This window comes from Siphonobacter curvatus (genome assembly GCF_002943425.1).
Classification (GTDB): domain Bacteria; phylum Bacteroidota; class Bacteroidia; order Cytophagales; family Spirosomataceae; genus Siphonobacter; species Siphonobacter curvatus.
Genome location: NZ_PTRA01000001.1, coordinates 2,998,337 through 3,012,588, shown reverse-complemented (window position 1 = coordinate 3,012,588; position 14,252 = coordinate 2,998,337). Strand labels below are relative to the sequence as shown.

General features: G+C 49.8%; 10 protein-coding genes. 3 read left to right on the top strand and 7 right to left on the bottom strand.

Annotation, left to right across the window (positions count from 1 at the left end; translation table 11 throughout):
• The first annotated feature begins 267 nt into the window (after positions 1–267).
• Complete coding sequence (locus tag C5O19_RS12575) at positions 268–1,839, top strand: Na+/H+ antiporter (RefSeq protein ID WP_104712669.1); 1,572 nt, start codon at positions 268–270, stop codon at positions 1,837–1,839.
• Positions 1,840–1,918: 79 nt separating this feature from the next.
• Here C5O19_RS12575 and C5O19_RS12570 read toward each other — a convergent pair whose 3' ends face one another.
• The gene (locus tag C5O19_RS12570; RefSeq protein WP_104712667.1) at positions 1,919–2,467 is read right to left on the bottom strand and encodes a DUF6630 family protein; all 549 of its coding nucleotides are present in this window, start codon (positions 2,465–2,467) and stop codon (positions 1,919–1,921) included.
• Positions 2,468–2,905: 438 nt separating this feature from the next.
• On the opposite strand from C5O19_RS12570, the gene C5O19_RS12565 reads away from it, so the two are divergent.
• Positions 2,906–4,600 (top strand): GMC oxidoreductase, encoded by a 1,695-nt coding sequence (locus tag C5O19_RS12565; protein WP_104712665.1) that lies wholly within the window; start codon positions 2,906–2,908, stop codon positions 4,598–4,600.
• Between the two features lie 39 nt (positions 4,601–4,639).
• On the top strand, positions 4,640–4,987 hold the full coding sequence (locus C5O19_RS12560; RefSeq protein WP_104712663.1) for a bleomycin resistance protein: 348 nt from the start codon (positions 4,640–4,642) through the stop codon (positions 4,985–4,987).
• Positions 4,988–5,079: 92 nt separating this feature from the next.
• Here C5O19_RS12560 and C5O19_RS12555 read toward each other — a convergent pair whose 3' ends face one another.
• From C5O19_RS12555 to C5O19_RS12530, 6 genes are all read right to left on the bottom strand, one after another.
• Complete coding sequence (locus tag C5O19_RS12555; protein ID WP_104712660.1) at positions 5,080–6,198, bottom strand: S41 family peptidase; 1,119 nt, start codon at positions 6,196–6,198, stop codon at positions 5,080–5,082.
• A gap of 433 nt (positions 6,199–6,631) precedes the next feature.
• On the bottom strand, positions 6,632–7,207 hold the full coding sequence (locus tag C5O19_RS12550) for a hypothetical protein (protein ID WP_104712658.1): 576 nt from the start codon (positions 7,205–7,207) through the stop codon (positions 6,632–6,634).
• Between the two features lie 40 nt (positions 7,208–7,247).
• Positions 7,248–9,641, bottom strand: a complete 2,394-nt coding sequence (locus C5O19_RS12545; RefSeq protein ID WP_104712656.1) for an ABC transporter permease — start codon at positions 9,639–9,641, stop codon at positions 7,248–7,250.
• A 28-nt stretch (positions 9,642–9,669) separates the two neighbouring features.
• Positions 9,670–12,057, bottom strand: coding sequence for an ABC transporter permease (locus tag C5O19_RS12540; RefSeq protein WP_104712654.1), 2,388 nt, complete (start codon positions 12,055–12,057; stop codon positions 9,670–9,672).
• Between the two features lie 206 nt (positions 12,058–12,263).
• Positions 12,264–13,142 carry a glycosyltransferase gene (locus C5O19_RS12535; protein ID WP_104712652.1) on the bottom strand — a complete coding sequence of 293 codons (879 nt, stop codon included), beginning with the start codon at positions 13,140–13,142 and terminating at the stop codon, positions 12,264–12,266.
• 33 nt (positions 13,143–13,175) lie between these two features.
• On the bottom strand, positions 13,176–14,219 hold the full coding sequence (locus tag C5O19_RS12530) for a formylglycine-generating enzyme family protein (RefSeq protein ID WP_104712649.1): 1,044 nt from the start codon (positions 14,217–14,219) through the stop codon (positions 13,176–13,178).
• Between the last annotated feature and the right edge of the window lie 33 nt (positions 14,220–14,252).

Here is a 14,252-nt window from a genome sequence, read left to right as displayed (position 1 = left end):
ATCGATTGCTAATACTGATCTAAAGTTGTGCCGTTACGCAAGGTAAAAAGGTAAGTCTTTGAAAATCAATAGTTGTAGGAAATGAAATTGTCCGAAAGTGAACAGAGATCGTTCGCTTTCGGACAGCTACACAACGCTGCCTGGACTCATCCCCTTGCAATCAGCCTTCCCCGCTTTAGCTTCCCTTTATTTTTCCCGGATTATGTGTGCATAAAAACCGACCTTCCTTTTATTTTAGCACGGACCTATCCCTTGCGTAACACTTCCATGCTTGACGTTTTCCCCTATTATCTGGCTCTCATTGTTGCGATTGTCTTACTTATCATGCTGGCCCAGCGAATTCGGGTAGCCTATCCCATTGTACTGGTGTTGGCGGGACTGGCCTTCAGTTTTCTGCCGGGATTGCCTTCCATCCAGATCGATCCGGAACTGATTTTTATCATTTTCCTGCCGCCCCTCCTGTACGAAGCCGCCTGGAATACCTCCTGGAAAGAACTCTGGCGGTGGCGACGGATCATTACCAGCTTCGCCTTTCTGATTGTCTTTGTCTCGGCATTTTCAGTGGCTCTGGTCGCCGCCCATTTTATTCCCGGCTTCACGCTGGCTCTGGGCTTTTTGCTGGGTGGGATCGTATCGCCGCCCGATGCCGTAAGTGCCGGAGCCATTCTGAAGTTCGTGAAAGTACCCAAACGGATGGCGTCGATTCTGGAAGGGGAAAGTCTGCTCAACGACGCGTCCAGTTTGATCATCTTTCGTTTTGCCCTGATTGCCGTCAGTACGGGCCATTTTTTGGCAGGAAATGCATCTTTGAATTTTGTGTGGATGGTATTAGGCGGGATCGGCGTGGGCCTATTGATTGCCTTACTGTTTTTCAAAACGCACCGACTCTTACCCACCGATGCCAATACGGATCTGGTCTTCACGCTGGTTGCTCCGTACATCATGTACATCACGGCGGAAGAAATTCACTGTTCGGGCGTATTGAGCGTGGTGAGTGGCGGTCTATTCCTATCGCAGCGGCGGCATTTGTTTTTGAGCAGTACAAGTCGCTTGCGGACGACCAACGTCTGGGAGTCGCTGGTTTTTATCCTGAACGGACTGGTTTTCATGCTGATTGGTCTGGACTTGCCGGAAATCACTGCGAACCTTGACGGCGTCAGCATCTATACCGCCATCGGTTATGGCGTGCTGATTACGGGTACGCTGATGATCAGTCGCATGATCTCGACGTACTCGGCCATCTTCGTTACGCTGTTTGCCAGCCGATTCATCACCGTAGCGGACACCCGGCATCCGGGTTATAAATCTCCTTTTCTCATGGGCTGGGCCGGGATGCGGGGCGTTGTGTCGCTGGCGGCGGCGTTATCCATTCCCGTGTATCTGGACAACGGTACAGAATTTCCACAACGGAACCTCATTCTGTTCATCACCTTCATCGTGATTTTGCTGACCTTAGTGGTCCAGGGACTGACCCTGCCGTACCTGATTCGAGCCTTCCGGATTTCAGATATGGACCACTTTCTGCCGGAAGAAGATGATTACCATGCCATGCACAAGCAATTGGTCGAGCAGAGTCTAAAACGATTGCGAGACCAGTATCCAATGGGCCTGAATGATCAGCCCGTGCTAAAAGAGCTGGTACAGAAATGGGAGAACAGTACGCTGGTACTGGAAGATCAGTTGCTCAGTACGCAATCGCGGGAAGTATATCTGGAGATGTTAGATCAGCAGCGAAAATGGCTCCGCGAGTGGAACAAAGATCCCTTGGTGAACGAAGAAGTCATCCGCAAACACCTGTTACGGTTGGATCTGGAGGAAGAGAAAATTCACTATCTGTAAAAAACTTTTACACAGTCCAAAGTAACTAGAGGCGAGGCATTAGCAAGTCCGTTATCTTCTAATCAGACTTGCTAATGCCTTATTTCAGAACTCTAAACATCTCCTGAACCTCCTCCTGTCGATGGAGTGGTACTATGGTAAATACGTAACTATCTGAGTCGATATCCAGAATTTCCAGAGCATAACCCAAGGGCTTTAATTCGTTTTGGTTAATTAAGTCTAGGACCTCGCCGGTATGAACATTGCGACCGTATTTCTCTTCGTTCGATAGTGAGTCCGGGTAGTTTTTTGCTGCCAGCAAAGCGATGATCCAATAGCGAACTTCTTGCTCGGTTTCTTTCCAGTCCACTTCCGCCATTTCGTTATGATCCTGTAAAAGATCGATCAATACAAATTTGGGCAACAAAGCGTCATCTTTTCTGGGATTCAGGCTCCGGGCCGATAGTTGATACTGACCTTCCTGATCATAAAATGATTCCGGATGATCGAAGGCTTGTCGGACCTTGCGTAGTAATTTATCCTTTAGCGTTTCAGAGACGGCAATAGTATGAATGACGTTTTCATAAAACGCGAAGTCGGGCTGGTCCTTTTTCTTTTTTGGACCAAACCAGTTGGAGAAGAAGCTCATGGATGCGGGTAAATGATGAAAATTCTTTAGTAAAGCTCAGGTTCGTAACCCGGTTGACGGCAAGCCAGGTAAAAGCACGTAAAACGTATGCAGATACATGCGGAATGCGTGTGCCGGAGACTCATTCGGAATCTGCACTGCTACAAAAATAGCCTCTTCATGGCTACAATTCCTATCGATTCGATCATATTATATTTCAATAAAATATGAATAAGTTACTAATTTAATCGCTCGCCCCGATTTGAAATCGTCATGGAATGATCGGGGCAGTGCTGGTCTGGCGTCGCAGACCAATCACCCCAAATCAACCTGCTAGGAAATCACCAATAATTACTCATATCCCTAGGAAATGACATTGGTGTTCCTGGTTTATCACTATGAAAAATGAATAAATTTTTATTTTAGTGTTAGATTACACGAATACTGTACGTTGCTGAAATGAAAGAAGAACGTTCCTACGATGCCATTGTCATCGGTTCAGGTATTAGTGGCGGCTGGGCGGCCAAAGAACTCTGCGAAAAGGGCTTAAAGACCCTGGTACTGGAACGCGGACGCTCGATCGAGCACCTCAAAGATTATCCGACTGCCCCCCTGCATCCCTGGCAGGTACCACACCGGGGCCGGATGAGTAAAGCGTTTCTGGATGAAAATCCCTTAATCAGCAAAGCCGCTGGGTTTGGCTCGGATACGGCTCATTTTTTCATCCGTGATCAGGATCATCCCTATATTCAGGAGCAACCTTTCGACTGGATTCGCGGTTATCAGGTAGGCGGTAAATCATTGACTTGGGGCCGGGCCTGTCAACGATGGAGCGATTTCGAATTTACTGCTCCCCAGCGGTTTGGGTACGGCATTGACTGGCCTATTCGGTACGCAGATATTGCTCCCTGGTACGCACACGTGGAGAAATTTATCGGGGTTTGCGGACATGCGGATGGGATTGAAGCCATGCCCGACGGTGAATTTCTCCCGCCTTTTCAGCTCAACTGCGTAGAAACGGCTCTCCAGGAATCCATCCGGAAACATTACCCGGATCGTCATCTGGTACAGGCCCGCTGGGCTCATCTGACGCAACCCAAAGACATTCACCTGCAACAGGGGCGGGGGAAGTGTCAGGCTCGTAATCTGTGTATGCGGGGTTGTCCGTACGGGGGCTATTTTAGCTCTGTATCTTCTACCTTGCCCTGGGCTCAGAAAACGGGAAAACTTACCATTCGGCCGCATTCCGTCGTGCACTCCATTCGATACGACGAAGCCACGCAGAAAGCGTCGGGCGTTCGGGTGATTGATGCGGAGAGCAAAGAGGTCATTGACTTTTCGGCCCGTGTCATCTTTGTAAATGCCTCGGCTCTAAACAGCAATTTGATTTTGCTCAATTCCCGTTCGAACCGTTTTCCGAATGGACTAGGCAACGACTCCGGACTGCTGGGTAAATACGTGGCCTTTCATAATTACCGGGCCAGTTTGCACGCAGAAATGCCGGGATTTACCGACCGCTACTATTTCGGCCGTAATCCGACGGATGCTATTATCGCCAATTACCGTAATCTGGCCAAGCAGGATACTGATTACCTGGGCGGATTTACGACATTTCTGGGAGCTTACCGGAAGAAAGGAACGTTGACGGCCAAGAGTCCGGGCTTTGGGGCGGAATTTAAAAAGGCCATGACCGAACCCGGTACTTGGCAGATTTACATGTACATGCAGGGTGAAACCATTCCGAAGGATAGCAATCACGTGCGATTGAGTACGGATCAGACGGATGCCTGGGGTATTCCGAGTCTGATTACCTCGGTAGGGTACGACGAAAACGATGAGAAAATGACTGAGGACTTTATTCGGGAAAGTAAGACCATGCTTGAAAAGGCGGGATGCACGAATATCGAAACACACGACAACAGGCAGGCTCCGGGTCTCGACATTCACGAAATGGGAGGGGTACGCATGGGCCGTGATCCGAAGACGTCCTTGCTTAATGCTCACAATCAGATGCACGCCGTACGCAATGTATTCGTGACCGACGGAGCCTGTATGACCAGCACGGGCAACCAAAGTCCCTCGCTGCTGTACATGGCTCTAACGGCCCGGGCTGCCGCATACGCTGCTAAAGAGTTAAAAGCCCGACGTTTGTAATTTTAAAATAGGTGTACTTAATCCAAATCTTCAAGCCCTATGCTCACGCAAATTCACCCCAAATTACCCATGCGGGATAAGGCCGCTACCCGGGATTTTTACTTGCATCAATTGCAATTCGCGGAGCTTGGAACGGTGGATTACGAAGGTTATCTGATGGTGAAAAAGGATGCCATCGAAATTCACTTTTTTGAGTTCAAAGAACTCGATCCGGCTGAAAATTATGGACAGGTCTACATTCGTACCGATGCCATCCGAGAGTGGTACCAGTTTATACAGGATCAAGGATTGAAGTCAACCGAATTGGATTACAAACCCTGGGGTGTGATCGAATTTTCCATCCTTGATCCAGACTCTAACCTGCTTACGTTTGGGCAGAATGTATAATTGCTCTAGGCGTTTATCGAAAAAAATAACGTAAATCTTTTATACCCGGTGTCAACCTAAGTCAGATCTGATTGAAAAGTACAGACGGGCAGTTACTTGGACCGACCCTGCTTCAAACGAGTCAAAGCGGCTGATAGAACGGTATCCTGCCTCTGTTGGGCTTCTTTGCGGGTATTCTTTACGACTAGATCTACGGGTGTACCTTTTGCTTCGTAGCAAACGCCATCCGCCGCGTAATAGCGTTGATTGGATAGTGAAATCTGCCATTGGTTTGGCAATTCAAAGCCGTACATATCGGAATAAATGCCCCTGGTATTTTCACCAACAAGTGTGGTTTGGGGTAAGGCTTTCAAAATCATCGCCAGTACATCGCCGGCACTTGCGGTCTGGTCATTGGTGAGTACGACGACGGGTCGGGTAAAAGGCTTTTTCGACTCGGGTTGGATGTACCATTTTTCCAAGGGTGTAAAGTCTTCATAACCGCCTTTTCGGGTTTGTTTGCTGTGGCCCAGTACTTTCTTCGACGTAAACCTACCCGCAAACGCGTACGAAAATTCATCATTGCCTCCAATATTCATCCGGGCATCCACGAGTAAGGCCTGTACGCCAACCATCTGCCGTAAAACCGAATCCAGGATCGCTCCCGCTAATGCGGCATCCTGCGGGGCATCATCCGACGTATCTTCGGAAACAAAGCACCGACCCGTTCGGATGTAGCCGTAGTTTTTCGAACGCGTATACGAAAAAAGCGGAGTATTACGGAATACAGGTCCAATCGTTTTTACGGGTTGAAACCCGTTTCGTTCCAGCGTGGCATCCGTAGCTTTCCAGAATAAAGCTTTGGCTTCTTTATCCGGAAAATCCGCCAGAAATGTCGAAGGTTTTCGGGCCTTGTACTGTCGTTTGCCGGGAATGATGATGTTGATGTGATCATCCTCAAACGGAGCTACCAATTGAGATAACACCGAGAAGAGGGAATCATCCGAAGTAGTCGCCGTGACGCGGGGCCGGTATTGTTTATAGCTAGCCTGCCAGTCGATGTTCCGCAAACGAAAAAAAGCGTAATGATCCTCAAAGGTTTGCCAAAACGTCTCAAAACACTTTTCGGGTATCGAGAGGGTAGTATCTGTAGGCGTAGACGCGGGATTTTGCTGAGCAAAGGTGAGGGTTGCCCAGCTTAGTAAGAGTAGTAGGAAAGATGCTTTTCGCATGAAGTAGGGGTTGTTTGATTCTTTAGCCTTAAACAGACCGGATCTGGTCCCTCAAGCATGGTTGGTGATTTAGTCCGTATGCATTCTATGCGGGCCCCAGTTTTATATCTCCCATGGAGATACCCGACTATATTCTGACAACCATCAACTATTGCTGAAAGAAGAAAACCTCTCCCGCCTGTGAGCCGCGGAACGACCTACGACAGCCGCAATGCGGTGGGCCTGAACGGGCTGTCGTTAGTCGTGGAGTGGACCACAGGCTACTAGCCAGCCAGTAAGGAGGACGAACTCTGTCTAGGTTAATCACGAGAACTCAATCTATTTCTGGCGACATAATGAAACGATGAAATACGGGTCCCGCGATACGCAGCAACACTAAACAAAAACCCCGGCCTGCCAAGTTAGCAGGTCGGGGCCATTCATACTCTCAAATTTATTGTTTTTCAAACTCCTGCGTCGCGGCTTCGATTAGTTCACGCTTTTCAGCTTCGCTTTTGCCTTTGATGTTATAGGACTTTTGCAGCACGTTTCGCTTGCCGTTATGCGTACGTTCAAGTTTAACCGACATCATTTCGTCAGTCTCATCAATGGTAAGGGAAGCATCTTTGGGAATCCGGTACTGGGATTCTGCGGGAGTCGGTGGGCTAGGGGGTGTAGGCGGAGCAGGTGTCAAGGCCGGACTGGGTGGAGTCGGTGGCGTAGGAGGCGTATTTAGTGAGGAAGGAGCACTCGGAGCCGACGGTGCACTCGGAGAGGAGGGCGGAGTCGGTGGCTTGGGGGGCTGTAGGCCGACGGACCGATACGCCTGATTGATCAGCTCTTTTCGCTCCTCTTTGCTCATTTGACTCACATCGTACGAATTCTCGAAATCAAACGCTTTTCCATTCACCGTCCCGTGAATGTCGATGTGTAACTTCTTGCCATCGTCATGAATCGATGAATGAATGGATTGCTGGGCTAAGGCAGGTACACCAAAGAGCATAGCTGCCAGAATCAGAACTTTTTGCATGGCTGTGTTTGTAAAAGGTCAAACAGCATTTATAAATGATTTACTCTGATTTTAAAGATTTTATTGGATTAGCCAAAGCCGTACGAATGGTATTGAAACTCACCGTGATCAGGGCAATACCACTCGTCAGCAGGGCGGCTAGGGCGAAGGTTTGCCACGTAATGTCAATGCGATACGCGAAGTTTTCCAGCCAGCGTTGGGTCACGTACCAGGCCGCCGGAATGGCTACCACAAAAGCAATCAGTACCAGGGTCAGGAAGTTTTTGGCCAGCAGATTCGAAAGTTGCAACACCGAAGCTCCGAGTACTTTCCGAATGCCGATTTCCTTGGTCCGCTGTTGCATGGATAAACTGGCCAGACCAAATAGGCCGATGCAGGAAATAAAAATGGTCAGTATAGCTCCGAACGTGATAATCTGCTTCCACTTAGCTTCGGCTTCGTAATTCTTATAATTCAGCTCATCGATAAAATCATACGAAAAAGGACGGTACGGAACTAGCTTCCGGTACGTAGCCTCGATCGACTGGATTGCCCGGGGAAGTTTATCGGGTTGTACCCGAATCAGAAAACGCCCAAAGGGTAGGTGTGGATTCGAACTGAACAATTGCGGACTAATTTTGGCTTTAAGCGAAGCGAAATGATAGTCTTTCACGACGCCTACAATCGTCAGTTTAGTATCATTGCCGTTCAAAAAATCGACGGTTTTACCGATGGCTGAACCTTTCCAGCCCACTTTCTGAACAAAGGCTTCATTGACGAGCACCGAGTGCGTAGAATCGGCGGGGTAAGCCGCGGAAAAATTTCGACCCTCAACCATCGGTATCTGCATGGCCGGTAAAAAGTGTTCGTCGACGTGCTCGTACTTCACATCCAGCTCCACGCCATTGGCTTTTGCAGTAGTGGTCCAGGAGCCATCCATGACGGGTGCTACCTGTTGTACGCCTGGGGCATGACTTAACTCATGTTCAAAGGTTTGTTGCCGGGTGGAGGTAGGGCTATCCGTCCTATTCCAGCCGACCGTAACGGACAGCAGGTTCTTTTCATTGTAACCCAGGTCCTTGTTTGTCAGGTAATTAAACTGGGCATAAATGAACAGCGTTGTAATAATCAGGAACGTGGCCAGTGAAAACTGCAAGACGACCAGCCCCTTCGATAGATAGTTTTTACCCGAAAACCGGAAGCGATTGTACAACGTTTGCAGCGGATCAAAGCCCGATAAAACCAAAGCCGGATAGAAGCCTGCCGCAAAACCCGTAACCAAAAATAAAACCACTACGCCCAGAACTAGCTGATAATCCAGCAGATAAGTCAGACTTAATTCCTTATTGGCTAGTTCGTTGAAGAACGGCAGACTCGCTTCGGCCAGCAAAATGGCCAGCGTAAAGGCTAGAAAACACAGAATGAACGATTCACCCAAGAACTGCCCCATCAACTGACTTCGCTGACCGCCTACTACTTTTCGAATACCGATTTCCCGGCTTCGGCGTAAGGATTGAGCCACGGTCAGATTCACGAAATTGATGCAGGCAATTAGCAATACAAAGAGAGCAATGCCCAGCAGAATGTACGAATACATGGGATTACTAGCCTGTGGCGTATACTGGATGTCGGTAGCCAGGTGCATTTGCAGGAACGGCTGTAATCCCCAGTTAAAATGGTCCTTGAAGCCGTGCTTGCTCGCCTCCGCCCGTTGCTCCTTTGAACGGGTGAGGTAGACCTGATTCATCTTTTTCTCAACCGTGGCTATATCAGCCGAAGGATGCAATAGCAGGTAGGTTGGGAACGAAAGCCAGAGCCAGTTATCATCCTTTTCGTGAATCTCTTGATACACAAACGGCAAGAGTATTTTAAACTGAATGGTCGAGTTCTGCGGAGCATTTTTGGCGATGCCCGATACGACGAAAGTTTCGAACTTATTATTGATTTCGAATTCCAGCTTTTTGCCCAGAGCCTGTGTAGTACCGAAGTATTTTTCGGCCATTTCTTCCGTCAAAACCAGCGAATGAATATCCGAGAGTACCGTTTTAGGGTTTCCCGCGACCAGTGGAAAAGAGAACAGCGTAAAGAAGTTTTTGTCGGCCCAAACGGCTTTTTCAGTGAAAACCTCACTGCCCGAACGCACGAACATACTCCGATCCTGTACCCGCGAAAATTCCAGTACCTCCGGAATGTCCTCTTTAAACGAAGGTCCCTGCGTTAGGGCTGCAATTCCTAGCTTCTGCTTCTCCCCGTTCATATCCTGAATGGTACACGTCACCCGATACAGCTGATCCTTACGGGCCTGGAAGGCATCGAAACTCACCTCGTCTTTGGTGTACAGAATAATTAGCATACAGCAGGCCAGCCCAATGCTCAGGCCCAGAATATTAATGATGGAGAACCCTTTGTTTCGCAGCAGGTTTCGCAGGGCAATTTTGATGTAGTTACGGAGCATAGAAGTAGGAAGTTGAGGTAAAACGCGATTACTCGGTTTTTAAACTTTTAACCGGATTGGCCGAAGCCGCCCGAATGGCCTGGTAACTAACCGTGAGCAGTGTGATACCCAACGCGATACAACCCGAAATCGCAAAGACCAGCCAGCCAATCTCGATGCGGATAGCGTACTTGTTGAGCCAGTCGCTCATGAAGTAGTACGCCAGGGGTGAAGCAATGAGAAAGGATAAACCGACCAGTACGATGAAATCTTTGGAAAGTAAACCCCAGAGGTTCAGTACGCTGGCTCCCAGTACTTTGCGTACGCCAATTTCCTTACGACGCTGCTCAGCCATGAACGAAGCCAGCCCGAATAGGCCCAGACAGGAGATGAAAACGGCCAGGCTACCAAAGACAAAAGCCAGGCTGCCCAGCAGGCGTTCGGCCTGAAAGCGTTTCTCGAAATCGGAATCAATGAAGTGGTAGTCGAAGGGAACGTTGCGGGCGTATTTCTGGTAAAGGCTCTGGATTTTTTCGATACTGTTGGAACTAGCCCCGCGTAGACGGACGACCAGATAACCCATGTTCCCGCCATTCACCGACAAATTGATCATCATGGGAGACATCGTTTCATAAGGCGAACCGTACGCGAAATTTTTGACGACGCCCACGACCGTATATTTTTCAGCGTAGCGTTCGTTCGGTTCGCCCCGGGTGATGGTTTCGCCCAGCGGATTTTTGAATCCCAGTACTTTTACCGCCGATTCGTTCAAAATGACGGCCCGGGACGTATCACCCGGATAAGCCGGTGAAAAATCGCGACCCGCCAGTACCTGGATTCCCGCTGTTTTAACGAAATCATAACTCACTCGCATAAACTCAAAAACTTGGTTGAACTGCTCGGGTTTGCGGCCCCGCCAGTTGAAACCCCAGCCGTTGGAACCGCCTTCCGCTGCGGGTACTGAACTGGAAGCATAGGCGTTTTCGGCCAGTCCCGTAGCCATGATTTCACTACGTAACGCCTGCCAGTGATTAGGGGCATCGCCTTCCATGGCGAAGTACATCAGGTTTTCCTGATCGTAGCCGAGGGGCTGGTTTTTGGCGTGCTGAATCTGCTGGTATACCAGAATAGTACTGATAATGAGAGCGATGGAGAAAGAAAATTGTAGTATGACTAGTATCTTACGAGGAAGCGAAGCCGCTCGGCCCGTTTGCATGGTGCCTTTGAGTACCGTAACTGGATTGAAGGACGACAGGTAAAATGCCGGATAACTGCCCGCCAGAATACCCGTAAGAGCTACGATCGACAGAGCCGCCAGCCAGTACAAGGGGTGCAAAAAGTCAATGGATAATTGTTTCTCAACCAGCTCGTTAAACCAGGGAAGGCTTACTTCCACCAGACCAATGGCCAGAAGAAATCCCAAGAGTGCCAGCAACAACGATTCGCCCAGAAACTGCCCGATCAGGCCGCTTCGCATGGCTCCAGAAGTCTTGCGGATGCCTACTTCGCGGGCCCGCTTTTCACTACGGGCCGTACTCAGGTTCATGAAATTGATACAGGCAATGAGTAGTACAAATCCGGCGATGATCCCAAACAACTGAACGTTTTCGATGCGACCGCCCACGGATACGCCGTTTTCGAAGCGGCTATGCAGGCGGGAACGGGTCAGGGCGTGCAGAAAAATATCACCGTTGCTGGAGCCTTTATCCTGTTGTGTATAGATATTTCGAATCTTCGCATTTACCGCCTCCTCATTCGCATTTGGATCCAGCTCGACGTAAAGCTGAAAGTTGTTGTTACTCCAGCCGTAGGAATTCCAGCCCAGAGCATCGTAGAGTTTTACGGGGATTAAGGCCTCGAAACCAAATCGTGAGTTTTTCGGGTAATCTTTCAGTACGGCGGTGACTTTCAGGTCCACCTGACCGTAGTAGCGAATTACTTTATTAATTGGATCTTCGTCGCCAAAAAGAGCTTTGGCCGTTGATTCCGTTAAGACAATAGAATTAGGATTTTTGAAGGCCGTCTGGAGTGAACCTTTAACGGGTTCGAAGGAAAACATGCGGAAAAAATCCGGCTCCACCGTCATCGTGGTTTTCTTCATCACCTTGTCCTGGTACGCCAGTGCCATCGGCGATTCCCAGCCAGTCATCGTGACGTTTTTCATCTCCGGAATGTTCTTGCGGAGGTAATCACCCAGTAAGCCCCCCTGCGAAGACGAAGTCCAGGTATTGGTTTCGGACTCCTTGAAGTTTCGCATAACCCGGTAAAGCCGGTCTTTCTTCGTGTGAAACGTATCGTAACTAAATTCATCCAGAATCCAGAGCATGATGAGCATGCTGGCGGCCATCCCTACGGCCAGTCCCATGATATTGATGAAGCTGTACCCCGGATTTTTGAAGAGGTTACGAACGGCGATTTTCAAGTAATTACGAAGCATAGGCAGACGAGATGAAAGGAGCAAAAGTGCTTTGTAGAAAGCTATGCCATTCGGAATATATAATTTAAATAATTCTGATAATCAGATTATTATGTAAAGTAAATGTCCGCAAATGAACAGTGCTTGTTCGTTTGCGGACATTTACTTTCGGAGGATGAAGCGTCTGGGCAGCGGGTAAAATTCTAGCCTTTGACCATCCGTATACCTTACTCCTCCAGCTTGCCGAGCTTTCCGGCCCGGGCATCTGCTACGGCTTTCCGGATGAGGGAGAAAAATCGTCCCTTGTTGGGCTCGGCCAGTAAAATCTGATACAGATTACGGCGGAGTTCCTTGTGAAAACGGCGTTTAAACCGGGCCGGAATGACATCCTGATCGCGGCCGAGCAGGTATAAACTGTTCCGGAATTTGTAATACAGCCGGACGGGATTATGCGACCGCCACTGATAGGGAATAAAGCCCAACAGCCGTATTTTTTTCTTGATACCAATGCGGTGCAACAATCGGACGTGGCCATCGGCCAGAATCGGGAACCCGTGTCGTTTCAGGCGAAAGCTGTACTCCAGATCCACCCAATCGATGAATAAATCTTCCTGAAAAGGCCCGGCTACCTGATACGCGGCCAGATTCAGCAAACTACCCGCCGTAATAGCCGTCAGGACCGGATCGATGGTAGGAGGTTTTGTCGAGCGATCCGTTTGGAGTGCCGACTGATCGACCATCACCGCCGAAACAATGCCCGCTTCTGGCCTGGAAACGGCCGTTTGGTACAACTGCTCGATGGCTCCGGCGGGAAGGGAGGAGTCGTCATCCATCATCAGCAGATGCGAGTAGCCGTCAGCCAACGCCTGTTCAGCGGCCCGGTTTAAGGCAACGCCCAGTCCTTCATTGCCACGCGGAGCAAGGTATAGCAAACGAGGCGAGCGTAGTTGCAAAGCCTCTCGTAGACGTTCGTCCGGCTGTTCGGAATTGTCGATGACGTAAAGCTTCCCCACCTGATCGAGGTACGAATCAACATTCGTCAGGACGGTAGGTTCGGAGTGATACAGCGTTACCATGGCGGCAACCTGCGTAGTAGCCTGAGGCATGCAGTTTCGGGGATTACCTTAAGGGATGCAAACTTAGCGAACATCCTTTACGCAGCGAAAACCCAGGTTATTACTGCCGCTGGTCACTTCGCCCTTACCCCGACTGCCCGTTCTGTAACGAATGCAGTACTGATCGCTGCACAGAAATGAACCGCCGCGTTGCACGCGTTTGACCGCCCCCGGTTCCTGCGGGTCGTAGCTGTCGTTGGGACCTTTCGGGTTGTCTTTCGGACTCGATGCGTAGTAATCCGGCCGGTAATAATCCGAGCACCATTCCCAGACATTCCCATCCATATCGTACAGGCCGTAGGCATTGGCCGGGTACGAGCGTACCGGAGCTACGTCCGCAAAGCCATCTTCTTTCGTATTGTGATCAGGGAAGTGTCCCTGGTGAATATTAGCCACCCAGCGACCGCCGGGTTTGAGTTCTGAACCCCAGTAGTAAGGCAATGCCTGCGTTTGTCCGCCGCGAGCGGCAAATTCCCACTCCGCTTCGGTGGGCAGGCGTTTACCCGCCCACTGAGCGTAGGCAAGGGCATCTTCGTAGGCGATATGGACGACGGGTTCGTTGGGTACGGCTTTTGAATGCGGACCTTTCGGATGCTGCCAGTTGGCACCGGCTACGTACTCCCACCACGCTAAGGGGTTTTCAAGCGGAACGGGCTGGGCTGGTGGTGTAAATACGGCCGAACCCGGAACGAGCTTGTCCGCCGGAACACCCGGATAATCCGCAGGATTGAGTGGACGCTCGGCAATGGTTTTGTACTGGGTGGCTTTCACGAAGGCCGCAAATTCGGCATTGGTAACCTCGTGCGTATCCATCAGAAAGGGATTGACATGCACGGGGTGTACCGGTCGCGTGTCCTCAAAGTCATTGGAGCCCATCTGGAAATCGCCCCCCGGAATCCGTACCATGTCCTTCGTATCCGCAGCCGCTGATGGAGCACTCGTCGTTTGACCTGCTAGAGTCACCGCCCGTGTCGGCACTTTACAAACCGCAATGTCGGACTGCGTTTTCGCTTTTTCCTGGCAGGAAAACAAGAGCCCAGTCCATGCCCAAAGGAGTAATGTCTTCATTCGAAAGCTAAAAATCAGAAAGCCCCGCGAAGA